The 14354-nt window shown below is 63.1% G+C and carries 8 protein-coding genes and 2 rRNA genes; 3 read left to right on the top strand and 7 right to left on the bottom strand.

Going from position 1 to position 14354, the window contains the following annotated elements; translation table 11 throughout:
- Nucleotides 1–178: 178 nt before the first annotated feature.
- From U1H99_RS00050 to U1H99_RS00040, 3 genes are all read right to left on the bottom strand, one after another.
- A complete protein-coding gene (locus U1H99_RS00050) occupies nt 179–1858 on the bottom strand; it encodes a long-chain fatty acid--CoA ligase (protein ID WP_323139751.1) in 1680 nt (559 codons plus the stop codon).
- A gap of 130 nt (nt 1859–1988) precedes the next feature.
- The gene (locus tag U1H99_RS00045) at nt 1989–3131 is read right to left on the bottom strand and encodes an aminopeptidase (protein WP_323139750.1); all 1143 of its coding nucleotides are present in this window, start codon (nt 3129–3131) and stop codon (nt 1989–1991) included.
- 24 nt (nt 3132–3155) lie between these two features.
- Nucleotides 3156–5237, bottom strand: a complete 2082-nt coding sequence (locus tag U1H99_RS00040) for a molybdopterin-containing oxidoreductase family protein (RefSeq protein WP_323139749.1) — start codon at nt 5235–5237, stop codon at nt 3156–3158.
- A 144-nt stretch (nt 5238–5381) separates the two neighbouring features.
- On the opposite strand from U1H99_RS00040, the gene U1H99_RS00035 reads away from it, so the two are divergent.
- Nucleotides 5382–6587, top strand: coding sequence for a M20 aminoacylase family protein (locus U1H99_RS00035; protein ID WP_323139748.1), 1206 nt, complete (start codon nt 5382–5384; stop codon nt 6585–6587).
- A gap of 42 nt (nt 6588–6629) precedes the next feature.
- On the opposite strand, the gene U1H99_RS00030 is transcribed toward U1H99_RS00035, so the two are convergent.
- Nucleotides 6630–7535 carry an NAD(P)-dependent oxidoreductase gene (locus tag U1H99_RS00030; protein ID WP_323139747.1) on the bottom strand — a complete coding sequence of 302 codons (906 nt, stop codon included), beginning with the start codon at nt 7533–7535 and terminating at the stop codon, nt 6630–6632.
- A 144-nt stretch (nt 7536–7679) separates the two neighbouring features.
- Between U1H99_RS00030 and U1H99_RS00025 the strand changes: the two genes are divergently transcribed.
- Nucleotides 7680–8243, top strand: coding sequence for an acyloxyacyl hydrolase (locus U1H99_RS00025; RefSeq protein ID WP_323139746.1), 564 nt, complete (start codon nt 7680–7682; stop codon nt 8241–8243).
- A gap of 172 nt (nt 8244–8415) precedes the next feature.
- Entirely contained in the window at nt 8416–9861 is a 1446-nt protein-coding gene (locus tag U1H99_RS00020) for a DHA2 family efflux MFS transporter permease subunit (RefSeq protein WP_323139745.1), read from the top strand.
- Between the two features lie 18 nt (nt 9862–9879).
- Here the strand turns inward: U1H99_RS00020 and U1H99_RS00015 are convergent, their stop codons facing one another.
- From U1H99_RS00015 to U1H99_RS00005, 3 genes are all read right to left on the bottom strand, one after another.
- Nucleotides 9880–12267, bottom strand: coding sequence for a penicillin acylase family protein (locus U1H99_RS00015; protein ID WP_323139744.1), 2388 nt, complete (start codon nt 12265–12267; stop codon nt 9880–9882).
- A gap of 189 nt (nt 12268–12456) precedes the next feature.
- Nucleotides 12457–12569: ribosomal RNA gene (gene rrf / locus U1H99_RS00010) — 5S ribosomal RNA — on the bottom strand.
- A gap of 124 nt (nt 12570–12693) precedes the next feature.
- Nucleotides 12694–14354: ribosomal RNA gene (locus U1H99_RS00005) — 23S ribosomal RNA — on the bottom strand; the annotation flags it as partial.

The following is a 14354-nucleotide window of genomic DNA, read 5'->3' as shown; positions in this document are numbered from 1 at the left end:
TAAATGGCGGCCCGCGCCATACGCACGTCGTCCCCGCGCAGGCGGGGACCCAAGTTTGCAAGCGTAGCGGCAACGCCAGCAGAACTTGGGTCCCGGCCTTCGCGGGGACGACGGTTTTTAAGCCAACGACAATATCAAGCCAACGACGGTTTTAAGCCGACAACCGTTTGAATCCATTTCACGCCGCCTGCTTCTCTTCGCGCAGCGCGCGCCGCAGGATCTTGCCGACGTTGGTCTTCGGCAGTTCGTCGCGGAATTCGATGTACTTCGGTTTCTTGTAGCCGGTGAACTCCTGCTTGCAGTAGGCCATCAGCTGTTCGGCGTCCAGCGCCGGATCCTTGCGCACCACGAACACCTTGACCGCCTCGCCGGAATGCTCGTCCGGCACGCCGACCACGGCACATTCCAGCACGCCCGGATGCGCCATGATCACTTCTTCCAGCTCGTTCGGATAGACGTTGAAGCCCGACACCAGGATCATGTCCTTCTTGCGGTCGACGATCTTGACGTACCCGTTGTCGTCCATGATGCCGATGTCGCCCGAACGGAAATAACCGTCGGCCGTCATCACCTTGGCCGTCTCGTCCGGCCGGTTCCAGTAGCCGCTCATCACCTGCGGGCCGCGGATCGCGATCTCGCCGATGCTCCCCAGCGGCAGCGCGCGGCCGTCGTCGTCGACGATGGCGATCTCGGTCGACGGCACCGGCAGGCCGATGGTGCCGGTGAAGCCGGCCGTGTCGCTGCGGTTGCAGGTGGCCACCGGCGCCGTCTCCGACAGGCCGTAGCCCTCGATGATGTTGGTGCCGGTGAGGGCGTGCCACTTGTCGTTGACCGCCTTCTGCACCGCCATGCCGCCGCCGTTCGCCACCTTCAGGCTGGAGAAGTCGACGTGGCGGAAGTCCGGGTGGTTCACCAGCGCGTTGTACAGCGTGTTCACGGCCGGCAGCATGTTGACCTTGTACTTCGCCAGCTCCTTGATGAACCCCGGGATGTCGCGCGGGTTCGGGATCAGGATGTTCAGCGCCCCCACCCGCATGCCCAGCAGCGCGCACGCGGTCAGCGCGAAGATGTGATACAGCGGCAGCGCGCACACGATGGTCGGGAAATCGACCACCGGCGGCTGGCTCATCGACGGATTCAGCCAGGCTTCCGACTGCAGCACGTTGGCGATCACGTTGCGGTGGGTAAGCGTGGCGCCCTTCGACACGCCGGTGGTGCCGCCGGTGTACTGCAAGAAGGCGACGTCCGAGGCAGCGATCCGCGGCGCCGTGAACGGCATCCGCCGGCCCTGGATCAGCGCGTCCCTGAAACGCACCATGTGCGGAATCGAGAACTCCGGCACCATCTTCTTGACCGAGCGGACCACGAAATTCACCAGCAGGCCCTTGGCGCCCAGCAGCTCGCCCATGCTGGCCACGACCACGTGGCGCACCGGCGTCTTGCCCAGCACCTGCTGCACCGTGTGGGCGAAGTTCTCGAGCACGATGATGGCTTCGCTGCCGGAATCCTTGAGCTGGTGTTCGAGCTCGCGCGGCGTGTACAGCGGATTGACGTTCACCACCGTGTAGCCGGCGCGCAGGATCGCCGCCAGCGCCACCGGATACTGCAGCACGTTCGGCATCATGACCGCCACCCGCGCGCCCTTTTGCAACCCGCGGCTTTGCAGCCAGGCCGCCAGCCGCTTCGACATGGCGTCCAGCTCGCCATAGGTCATGAACTTGTCCATGCAGACGAAAGCCTTGTTGGCCGCGTACTTCCGGAACGATTCTTCGAGCAGCTGCACCAGGGATCCGTACTGGTCGGGATCGATATCCGCGGGCACGCCGGGAGGGTACGACTTGAGCCAAATCTTGTCCATCAATGCCTCGTCTCCGTCTCTGTTTTATGTGCCGCCGAAAAAACGCACGGTCGTTCTCTATTGATAAATATGATGCTATCGGGCAGCGCGCCCGATAGCAAGCATTTTTATAGCAATTGGAACACAGCGTCTAGTGAGAAGGGGCGACGGCGGGCGACGCGGGAGCGTCGCTGCGCTGCACCATCAGCGGCGTGGCTGGCAGTTGCGGCGCCAGCGCCTTGAGGATGCGGTGGCGTTCCTTGCGGTCCAGCTCGGCCAGGCGCTTGACCGACTTGTAGAAGCTCGGGAAGCTGCGGTCGCGCTTGAGCATGGTGCGGAAGGCCGGCACGAAGTCTTCGTAGGTGGCGATCGACGCCAGGTGGGCGTTCGACAGCGGCTGCTCGAAGAAGCGGTCGTAGCCGGCATAGCCGCCCCAGCTGCCTTTCAGGACCTGGTACTCGTCCTTCAGGCCCTGGAACAGGCGCGCCTTGACCACGCGCTTCTCGGCATCGCTGCGGTCGACGATGGCGTAGTTCTGCTCGAGCGCCTTACGGTACTTCAGCAGCAGCGCCAGGAAATCGTGCTTGCGGCTTTTGTAGCGCGCATAGCCTTCGCGCATGGCCTGGTTGCCGAAGCGCTCCATCCAGCGCTCGACGCCCACCTCTTCCACCGTACTGGCAAAGGATTCGTTGAACTGGGAATCGCCCGGCACGTAGACCACCTGGTGCGCCAGCTCGTGGAAGATCATGCGCGCCAGCTCGGCATCCGGGTAGTTGATGAAGGTCGAGATCAGCGGGTCGCTGAACCAGCCCAGCGTCGAATACGCGGGCACGCCGCCGACTTCGACGTCGTTGCCCTCGGCCTTCAGCTCCCTGGCATAGGCGGTGGCCGCCTCCTTGCTGTAGTAGCCGCGGTAATTCACGCAGCCGGCCACCGGGAAGCACCACTCCAGCGGTTTCAGCGACAACTCGGGCGTGGCGACCACGTTCCACAGCACGTACTGGCGCTTGAGCGCGGTGTAGTTCTTGTAGCTGTTGTTATCGGGTAAAGCCATTTCGCTAACAGCGAAGCGGCGGATCTGGCGCGCCGTCTCGAGGCGGAGGCGCAGTCTGGAACTGGTGCCGGGGTCGGCGATCCAGTCGTCGATCGGACGGGCGTCCGACAGGAGTTCAAGCTGGCCTTGCGCCGCCTGCCCGTAGTAATTCAGCGTCGAGCAGCTGGCCAGCAGTCCCGCCGCCGTGCCGGCGAGCAGCACGGGGCGCAACCACGGGGTGATTCGCGATAAGAATGTCATGTCTCGGGGTCATGGTGCGCGGGTTCATGGTTCGACCTTTTCGACCTGCACCAGGGTGTCGTAAAAGGTGGGCGCCCGGCCCATGTCGGTCAGGCGCTGGCTGGTCACTTCGTTGGCGTTCTTGCCGTCGCTGGCGAGCTTTTTCCACCAGATCGACAGGCCGACCACCAGGCCGGCCCGTGCTTTCGGGGTGACACGGGCACGCGCGACGAACGAGCCCCGGTCATTGAAGATGCGCACCATGTCGTGGTCGGCGATGCGGCGCACGGCAGCGTCGTCGGGATGGATGTCCAGGTGCGGTTCACCCTCGGTTGCGCGCAGGCTCTGAACATTGACAAAGGTTGAGTTGAGGAAGTTCCTGGCCGGCGGTGAAATCATCGCCAACGGGTACTTCGCCGCCAGTTCGGGATTGGATGCGACGGATTCGTAGTTCGGAATATAGGTCGGCAGCGGATCGAGGCCGTCGGCCAGCATCGAGCTCGAGTAAAACTCGCACTTGCCGGACGGGGTCGGGAAACCGCCGTCGGCGAACGGCGCGGCCGGCATGTTCAGTTTGCTCCAGCCGATGCGCTTGAGCGACTCCCAGTCGAAGTGGACGGCGCGCGCATCCTTGTTGTTGAAGGCCGTGGCCGCCATCTCGTCGTCGCTTTCCCGGAAGGCCGCATCGGTAAAGCCCATGCGGCTGGCCAGCAGGCGGAAGATCTCGGTGTTCGGTTTCGATTCGCCCAGCGGCGCGATCGCCGCATTGTTGGCCATCATGTACAGGTGGCCGTAGGCCAGGTGGGCGTCGACGTGTTCCAGCTGGGTGGTAGCCGGCAGCACGATGTCGGCGTAGTCGGCGCTGTCGGTCAGGAAGTGCTCCAACACCACCGTGAACAGGTCTTCGCGTTCGAAGCCGCGCTGCACCTTGGCCGAATCGGGCGCGATCGCCACCGGGTTCGCGTTGTAGACGATGACGGCTTCGATCTTCGGGCCGAAATCGGGCGCGCTGTCGCGCAGCAGGTCGTCGCCGATGGTGTTCATGTTGATCGTGCGCGGCCGCGGTCCCCGCAGCAGGTCCGGGCGTTGCAGCGCCGCGCGGTTGGCCGGGAACGAGCCCGAGGTCGACAGCTGGGCGCCGCCGGCCGCGTGGCGCCAGGCGCCCACCAGCGCCGGCAGGCAGGTGATGTTACGTACCGCCATACCGCCGCCGCGCACCCGCTGCACGCCGTAGTTCAGGCGGATCGCCACCGGCTCGCCGCGCATCGCGGTGCCGCCGTACTCGCGCGCCAGGTTCACGACTTCCTCGACGCTGATGCCGCAGGTCTCGGCGGTGCGCTCCGGCGTCCATTCGGCCGCCCGCTCCTTCAGTTGCTCGAAGCCGACCGTGTGCTGCGCGATATAGTCGTGGTCGAGCAGGTCTTCCTCGATCAGCACATGCATCAGCCCCAGCGCCAGCGCGGCATCGGTGCCCGGCATCAAGGCGATGTGCTGGTGGCATTTTTCCGCCGTCAGCGAGCGGTAGGGATCGATCGCGATCAGCTTGGCGCCGCGCCGCTTGGCTTCCTGCACGCGCATCCAGAAATGCAGGTTGGAGGCGATCGGATTGCCGCCCCAGATGACGATCAGCTTGGCGTCCTGGAACTGTTCGATGTCGGTGCCGATCGAGCCGCCGATGGTGTATTTGTAGCCCGTGAAGCCGGCGGTCGCGCACACGGTGCGGTCCAGGAACGAAGCGCCCAGTTTATGGAAGAAACGCATCGCCATCGCCTCGCCCTGCACCAGGCCCATGGTGCCGCAATAGCTGTAGGGCAGGATCGCCTGCGGATCGCGGGCGGCGATCGGTTTCAGGCGAGCGGCGATCTCGTCCAGCGCCTGGTCCCAGCTGATCGGTTCGAACCGGCCTTCTCCCTTCTTGCCGACGCGGCGCAGCGGGGTCAGGATGCGGTCCGGATGATAGGTGCGGTCGATGTAGCGCGATACCTTGGTGCACAGCACGCCGGCCGTGGTCGGATGGTCCGGATCGCCCTTGATCTCCGTCGCCACGCCGTTTTCCACGGTCACGTGGATGGCGCAGGTATCGGGACAATCATGGGGGCAGGTGGCCCTGACAAGGGTCTTGGTCATCGAATCAATCCGGGAAAAAACGTCGAGAATCCACTACTGTAAACGATTCCGGCAGTGCTTGTATGGGTGCTGGCCTTCGGCATTCGGGTCGGGCTAAAATAGGCTCGACCATGTATTGCCAGGCAGGCACCCAGGGAGAAGAATATGAGACTTGTCGAACCTATCCTCGCTTTTCAAACCGAGCTCGAAACGATCCGGCGCGACATCCACGCCCACCCCGAGCTCTCCTACGAAGAACAGCGCACCGCCGACGTGGTCGTGCAGTGCCTGACCGACTGGGGCATCCCGGTCGTGCGCGGCCTCGGCGTGACCGGCGTGGTCGGCATCATCAAGAGCGGCACGTCCGACCGTGCGATCGGCCTGCGCGCCGACATGGACGCGCTGCCGATGCAGGAGCTCAACACATTTGAGCATGCGTCGCGCCACGCGGGCAAGATGCATGCATGCGGCCACGACGGCCATACGGCGATGTTGTTGGGCGCAGCCCACTATCTGTCGCAGAACCGCAACTTCGACGGCACCGTCTACCTGATCTTCCAGCCGGCCGAGGAAGGCGGCGCCGGCGCCCGCCGCATGATCGAGGATGGGCTGTTCGACAAGTTCCCGATGGACGCGGTGTACGGCATGCACAACTGGCCGGGCATCAAGGCCGGCACCTTCGCCGTGGTACCGGGGCCGATGATGGCCTCCAGTAACGAGTTCCGCGTGGTCGTGAAGGGTAAAGGTGCGCACGCGGCCCAGCCGCACCGCGGCATCGACCCGGTGATGGTGGCGGTGCAGATCGCGCAAGCCTGGCAGACCATCATCTCGCGCGAAAAGAACCCGCTCGACACGGCCGTGCTGTCGATCACCCAGATCCACGCCGGCAGCGCCACCAACGTGATCCCGGACGAGGCCGTGCTGATCGGCACCGTGCGCACCTTCTCGACCGGCGTGCTGGACCTGATCGAGCGCCGCATGAACGAGATCGCGGGCGGCGTCGCCGCCGGTTTCGGCGCCGGCGTCGACTTCACCTTCAAGCGCAATTACCCGCCGCTGGTCAACGACGCCGAAAAAACCGCGTTCGCGATCGAGGCGATGCGCGCCGTGGTGGGGCCGGACAACGTCAACGCCGATGTCGAACCGACCATGGGGGCCGAGGATTTCGCCTTCATGCTGCAGGCCAAGCCGGGCTGCTATGTCTTCATCGGCAATGGCGAAGGCGAACACCGCCTGGGCGGGCACGGACTCGGGCCTTGCCAGCTGCACAATGGCAGTTATGACTTCAACGACCAACTGCTGCCGATCGGGGCGAGTTACTGGGTGCGGCTGGTGGAGATGGGTTTGGCTTCTGGAATAGTTAACCGATGAACCGTCGCCCCTGCGAAGGCAGGGGCCCAAGTTCGCATGCGTTCACGCTTCAGGCAACTGGTCTACGCCAGTTCCCAGGCGCCTGCCGGGATTCATCCGCTCCAGTGCAATCAACGCCGCAGCGTGATCGGCCCCCGCCAGCTCGGTCTCGATCGTCTCGTACTGCCGCGTCACCAGATCGGTGAGCGGCAGCCTCACCCCGGCCGCCGCGGCCGCCGCCAGCACGTTGCGCTGGTCCTTGATCTGGGTACTCACCTTCCCGCCCGGCACGAAATTCCGCTCCAGCATGCGCTGGCCATGCACCTCCAGCACGCGGCTGCCGGCAAAGCCGCCGCGGATCGCTTCACGCACCGCGCCGGCATCGGCGCCGGCCGCCTCGGCCAGCAGGAGCGCCTCGGCCACGATATGGATGGTGGCGCCGACGATCAGCTGGTTGCACATTTTCGCTACCTGGCCGCTGCCGGCCGGCCCCACGTGGCGGGGATGGCCCAGCACCTGCAGCACCGGCTCGGCCTGGGTAACATCGTCCGCACCGCCGCCGGCCATGATCGCCAGGGTGCCCTGCTCCGCACCCTGCACCCCGCCGGACACCGGCGCATCGACGAAACGGCAGCCGCGTGCCGCCAGCCGGGCGGCAAAGGCGAGCGCTTCGTCCTGGCGCGTCGAACTCATGTCGATCCACAGCGTGCCGGGCGCCAGGTGCGCCAGTGCGGCATCCAGCACGTGGCTGACCACCGGCCCCGCTTCCAGCATCGAGATCACGATGTCCGCGTCCTGCACCGCCTCGGACAAGCTTGCGCAAGGCTGGGCGCCGGCATCGCGCAGTGCTGCCGCCTTGGCCGGGCTGCGGTTCCAGACGCGCAGCGGATAGCCGGCCCGGGCCAGCCGGGTCGCCATCGGCTTGCCCATCAGGCCGATGCCGAGAAATGTCAGTGTCGTGGAAGTCATTGCTGTCCTCAGTGGTAAAAACGTCATGTCGATTCTAACAATTGGCGAGTCGACCACGTAAAAATCGCGGCACAGCTAAAATACCGGTATTCGCCGTACCCTCTTTTATTTCCACGGCGCTCATTCACAAAAGGCATACAGAATATGGTTTCCGCTAAAAACATCGCGATGTCCCTCGCCGCCGTGGCCGCGCTGGCCGCTTCCCAGGCCAGTTTTGCCGCAGACGAGTTCGGCGGCCTGGATTCGGTCGCGATCGAAGCCGGTGGCGGCGAGCACGTCCAGGTGGTGCGCTGGTCGGCCCAGAAGAACTGGAACAAGAACTGGTTCGCCCGCGGCGGCTACCACCTGTCGGGCTACTGGGATGCCAACGTCGCCTACTGGCGTGCCAACCGCTGGGACGACATCCAGGACAACCGCAAGAACCTGGCCGTGGTCGGCGTGACGCCGGTATTCCGTTGGGAAGCCGATGACAAGCTTGGCTTCTACGGCGAAGCCGGCATCGGCGCCAGCGTGTTCTCGAGCGTGTACACGAACACGCACCGCCAGTTGTCGACCGCATTCGAATTCGCCGACCACATCGGCGCCGGCTACGTGTTCGCGAACAAGTGGGACGTGGGCGTGCGCCTGCAGCACTACTCGAACGGCGGCATCAAGCATCCGAACGGCGGCGTCAACCTGGCGCTGCTGCGGGTGTCTTACGGCTTCTAAGACGCAACACGTCAACACGCCGCCCTCGCACGTCGCCCCCGCCCGGGGGCGATGCCCTGCTGGCTCTGGCTTCCTGGTATTAAAAATCGGCGCCGCCCGATTTATGTAACAATCTGCTCAGGCGGCGCCTGCCCCGGGCGTCGCGACCGAACGCAGAATTGCGCAGATCCCGATGACCGACACCAGCACCGTCAAACGCTACCTTCCATGGCTGGTGGCGACTGCCCTGTTCATGGAGCAGCTCGACGCCACCATCCTCAATACCGCCATCCCCAGCATCGCCGCCAGCCTGGAGGTCACGCCGCTGAGCCTGAAGTCCGTCGCCACCAGCTACATCCTCAGCCTGGCCGTCGGTATCCCGGTGAGCGGCTGGATGGCCGACCGCTTCGGCACGCGGCGCGTGTTCGCCACCGCGATCGCCGTCTTCACACTGGCTTCGGTGCTGTGCGGGCTGTCGCTGAATGCCCCGATGATGGTGGCGGCGCGCCTGCTGCAGGGCCTGGGCGGGGCGATGATGATGCCGGTCGGGCGCCTGGCGATCATCCGCACCTTCCCCAAGAACGAGCTGCTGAAGGCCATGAATTTCGTGATCCTGCCGGCATTGATCGGGCCCCTGCTCGGCCCCACGGTCGGCGGCCTGATCGTGCACTGGCTGTCGTGGCGCGCGATCTTCTTCGTCAACGTGCCGGTCGGCCTGCTGGCGCTGTATTTCGTGCTGAACCACATGCCCGACTACCGCGGCGCCGAGACGCGTCCGCTCGACGTGATCGGCCTGATCCTGTTCAGTTCCGGCACCGCCATCCTGTCCTGGCTGCTCGAAGTATTCGGCGAGCATACGCTGGACGGCATCACGGCCGGCCTGATGCTGGCGCTGTCGGTGGCGCTGCTGGTGGCCTACGTGTGGCATGCCAGGGAAGCGCAATTCCCCCTGCTGCGGCTGTCGCTGTTCAAGGTCCGCACCTTCCGCGCCTCGGTGCTGGGCGGCTTCATCACGCGCATCGGCGTGGGCGGCCTGCCCTTCCTGCTGCCGCTGCTGTACCAGCTCGGCCTGAAGCTGCCGGCCTGGCAATCGGGCCTGCTGATGATGCCGACCGCCGCCGCGGCGATGTGCATGAAACTGGTCGCGCCGAAACTCCTGGCGCGCTTCGGCTACCGCCAGGTGCTGGTCGTGAACACGATCTGCATGGGGATGACGATCGCGCTGTTCTCGCTGGTCGGCGTGAACACGCCGTGGTATGCGATCGCCGGCATCGGCCTGCTGCAGGGCTTCTTCAATTCGCTGCAGTTCTCCAGCATGAACACGCTGGCCTATTCCGACGTCGAGCAGAAGGATTCGAGCATGGCCAGCACCATCGCCAGCTCGTTCCAGCAGCTGTCGATGAGCTTCGGGCTGGCCTCCGGGTCGCTGGTGACGGCCTGGTTCCTGGGGCGGGTGCCGCAGACCAACCAGGTGATGGTGACGCAGGCGCTGCACCACGCCTTCATCACGCTGGCGGTGACGACCATGCTGTCCTCGCTGGTGTTCTGGCGCCTGCGCCGCAGCGACGGCGAGAGCATCAGCAAGGGCAAGGCCGCGACCGCGGTGGCGCAGGATCCTGCGCCACTCTCGCAAGCGTGATGACTGAAGCTTTCTGCCTTACTGCGACAGCGTGATCATCTTGTAGGCCGGATCGGCCTTGATCTTCTCCTGGGTGAACGGCAGCGCCGGCCATTCCTTGCGCGCATACACGCCGATCTGGTCGGCATAGTAAGGCGATTTCGGATCGGTCGACTGGCCGTACACCAGCATGCCCTGGGCTTGCGGTCCGTCGGCGTCGAAGGTCACGGTCTGGATATAGCTGGCGCCCCAGTATGGGTTGTTGTAGCCGGTCTTGCTGATCTCCGTGTTCCAGCGGATCGAGTTGTAGGCGCCGTCGACGTCGCCCAGGCCGCCGTGCAGCGCCACCCTGACGCCGTTGCGGGTATCGGCCTGGTAATCACCCAGCATGGCGTCGAGCGGGATGCCCAGGCCCTGCAGCTTGGTAGCGGCGGTCTTGATGGCCGCCAGCATCGCCGGCACCGCAGCCGGGGCCACGCCCGCCGGCGTATGCACCGGATCGGCCGCATCGAACGGCACCGCCCACTTGTTCGGCAGTGTGGTCGCGATATTCCAGAACTCGCGGAACAGCAGCGCGCCGCGGCTGTCGACGTTCGCCTTGCGGTCCCAGCTGCGCAGCACCGAGCACGCCTGCACTACAGTCGCATCCTGGCTCACGGCGCAGGCCGGCAACAGGTCTGGCAGCACCAGTTCGGCCGCATAGACGCGTTCGGCGAACATCAGCTCCTGCAGGTCGCTAGTCTGCAGGGTCTTGCGCTGGGCAATCCTGTCCTCGAGCTGGATGAAGCCGATGCGGCTGCGCAGACGCTGCTCGACACCGACGCGGCCGTACAGCGGCGAATAGCCGAGCGGCGCCGGGCCGGTCATTAGAGCGCGCGTGTTGTTCAGCCAATAGCTGTCGTTGGAATTGCCGACGTAATCGGTGCGGATGGTCCAGGGACCGTTCGCCGGCGAGAAAATGCCGGTCGGCGCGTTCGCATCCTGGCCCCAGCCGCAGGCGGCGCGCGAACCATCGAACATCAGCAGCGCCGGCTGCAGCAGGCAGTTGCTGCCGAACTTCTGGGTAGTCATGTGCGGCACCACGCTGGCATCGGCGAACAGTACATTGCCGGCGCGGTCGGCCGCCAGGGTGTTCACCCATGGCAGGCCGACGGTCTTGTCGAGCGAGGCTTTGAGCGTCTGCACGCTGGTCGCGCTACCGATGCCCAGCCATTGCTCGAGCATGCGCGTGTTGTTGCGGTTCGGGTCGGCGAACACGTAGGCGGCAGCCGTACTCCAGGTCAGGCCGGCTTCCGGCTTGACCAGCACCGCGCCCTGTTTGCTGAAGTAGAAGGTCTTGCTGCGCTTGGCCGTGGAGCCATCCGCCTGCAGCACGTCGATCGTCACCGTCTTCGACGTCATCTTGATCTTTTCGCCGTCCACCAGGTAGGTGGTGCCGGTGGCGTCCCCCGGGTCCAGCGGCAGGCGGAAGGTCGTGAAGTGGTTGGCGGCGGTGACGGTGTGGGTCCAGGCCACGTCGCGGTTGAAGCCGATCACGATCGCCGGCATGCCGCCCAGGATCGCACCCATCGCATCGTAGCGGCCTGGGACGGTCAGGTGGGCCTGGTAAAAGCGGTCGGTGCTGGTCCAGGGGAAGTGCGGATTGCCGAGCAGGAGACCGCGTCCGCTGGTCGACAGGTCCTTGCCGACCGCGAGGCCATTGCTGCCGAAGCCTTCATAATGCAGCTTGTCGAGGCGCGCCGCCACGAAGCCCATGTCCGGCTTGCGGTTCGAACGTGCGGCCAGGCGCACCACGGCGTTCGGATCGCGCGCGCCGGCCACGATTTCCCTGGCGAAGACTTCACCGGACGCGTGCAGCGACTTTTCGGCGAGGACCAGGTACATGTCGTCGACGCTGATGGTACGCACCCACTTGGCGCCGTTGCAGGCCGCCGGGTATTTGCCGGCATATTCCGTGATGTAGCGGTTGTAACCCGCCACATAGCCTTCGAGGACGTCGCGCGATTCCTGGCCGCCGGCGGCGTAGCCGGCGCGCAGCTGCTCGAGGTCGACGTAGCCCTTGAAGAAGAAGTCGCTTTCCTGGTTGCTGAGGTCCATGAAGCCGCTGGCGGCGCCGTATTCGTCGCCGGTGCGTGCGGTTGCGTGCGCATCCGGACCGAAGAATTGCGAGCGCTCACCGCGTGCGGTCAGCAGCGAATCGGCGAACATGCAGACATTGTCCTGGGCATAGGCATAGGCCATGCCATAGCCGATGCCGCGGAAATTATCGGCGCGCACGTGGACGACGCCATGGGTCGTGCGGGTCAGTTCGGCGCTGTATTTGGCGGCCGGAATCGGGGCCGGGGTGCTGTCATTGCTGTTGTTATGACAGGCGCTCAGGGCGGCGCTGAGCAGTGTTGCGGTCGCGATCGGTAATAGCTGTCTCATGAACACCCTTTTTCTTATGAGAATGTGATGCAAAAGTATTTATCATCGTCATGACGATAGCAGACATCTTGATCTGGATCAGATGTTTTATTGCAAAAACAAACTCACAACAGGGGTTTTCTGTGGGCGAAAAGCAAAAAACCCCACCAGGGTCACCTGGTGGGGTTTTGCATTACTACTTATTAATTAGCCTGACGATAACCTACTTTCACACTGGTTGCAGCACTATCATCGGCGCAAAGTCGTTTCACGGTCCTGTTCGGGATGGGAAGGGGTGGTACCGACTTGCTATGGTCATCAGGCATAACTTGTACGAGTGCGCTTCGCTTGTGCTGGGCGCCACTCTGAATCCGGAAGAAGTATTTAGTTTTTGAATCTGGTATCAACAAACAGCTGTCATCTCAACCTTGTCACTGCCAAGGTTATAGGGACAAGCCGTACGGGCAATTAGTACTGGTTAGCTTAATGCATTACTGCACTTCCACACCCAGCCTATCAACGTCCTGGTCTCGAACGACCCTTCAAGGAGCTCAAGGCTCCGGGAAATCTCATCTCAAGGCGAGTTTCCCGCTTAGATGCTTTCAGCGGTTATCTCTTCCGAACTTAGCTACCCGGCAATGCCACTGGCGTGACAACCGGTACACCAGAGGTTCGTCCACTCCGGTCCTCTCGTACTAGGAGCAGCCCCCTTCAAATTTCCAACGCCCACGGCAGATAGGGACCAAACTGTCTCACGACGTTTTAAACCCAGCTCACGTACCACTTTAAATGGCGAACAGCCATACCCTTGGGACCGGCTACAGCCCCAGGATGTGATGAGCCGACATCGAGGTGCCAAACTCCCCCGTCGATATGAACTCTTGGGAGGAATCAGCCTGTTATCCCCAGAGTACCTTTTATCCGTTGAGCGATGGCCCTTCCATACAGAACCACCGGATCACTATGTCCTACTTTCGTACCTGCTCGACTTGTCGGTCTCGCAGTTAAGCACGCTTATGCCATTGCACTATTAGCACGATGTCCGACCGTACCTAGCGTACCTTCGAACTCCTCCGTTACACTTTAGGAGGAGACCGCCCCAGTCAAACTGCCTACCATGCACTGTCCCCGACCCGGATAACGGGCCAAGGTTAGAACCTCAAATGAACCAGGGTGGTATTTCAAGGATGGCTCCACGAGAACTGGCGTCCCCGCTTCAAAGCCTCCCACCTATCCTACACAGATTGATTCAAAGTCCAATGCAAAGCTACAGTAAAGGTTCATGGGGTCTTTCCGTCTAGCCGCGGGTAGATTGCATCATCACAAACATTTCAACTTCGCTGAGTCTCGGGAGGAGACAGTGTGGCCATCGTTACGCCATTCGTGCAGGTCGGAACTTACCCGACAAGGAATTTCGCTACCTTAGGACCGTTATAGTTACGGCCGCCGTTTACTGGGACTTCAATCAAGAGCTTGCACCCCATCATTTAATCTTCCAGCACCGGGCAGGCGTCACACCCTATACGTCCACTTTCGTGTTTGCAGAGTGCTGTGTTTTTATTAAACAGTCGCAGCCACCAGTTTATTGCAACCCTTTCGCCCTCATGGAGTAAACCAATCAAGCTACCGGGGCGTACCTTTTCCCGAAGTTACGGTACCAATTTGCCGAGTTCCTTCTCCCGAGTTCTCTCAAGCGCCTTAGAATACTCATCTCGCCCACCTGTGTCGGTTTGCGGTACGGTCTCGTATGACTGAAGCTTAGAGGCTTTTCTTGGAACCACTTCCGATTGCTTCGCAGGATAAACCCGCTCGTCTCGACCCCTTGAATTACGTGCCCGGATTTGCCTAAGCACCTTCTATGAGTCAAAAACTGACTATTCCAACAGTCAGACAACCTTCCGCGATCCGTCCCCCCATCGCATCATACGACGGTGCAGGAATATTAACCTGCTTCCCATCAGCTACGCATCTCTGCCTCGCCTTAGGGGCCGACTCACCCTGCTCCGATGAACGTTGAACAGGAAACCTTGGGCTTACGGCGTGCGGGCTTTTCACCCGCATTATCGCTACTCATGTCAGCATTCGCACTTCTGATACCTCCAGCATCC

Origin of the sequence: Massilia phyllosphaerae (genome assembly GCF_034659755.1) — a bacterium.
Taxonomy (GTDB): domain Bacteria; phylum Pseudomonadota; class Gammaproteobacteria; order Burkholderiales; family Burkholderiaceae_D; genus Telluria; species Telluria phyllosphaerae.
The sequence above is the reverse complement of the archived record's forward strand: the minus strand, read 5'-3'. Positions and strand labels throughout refer to the sequence as shown.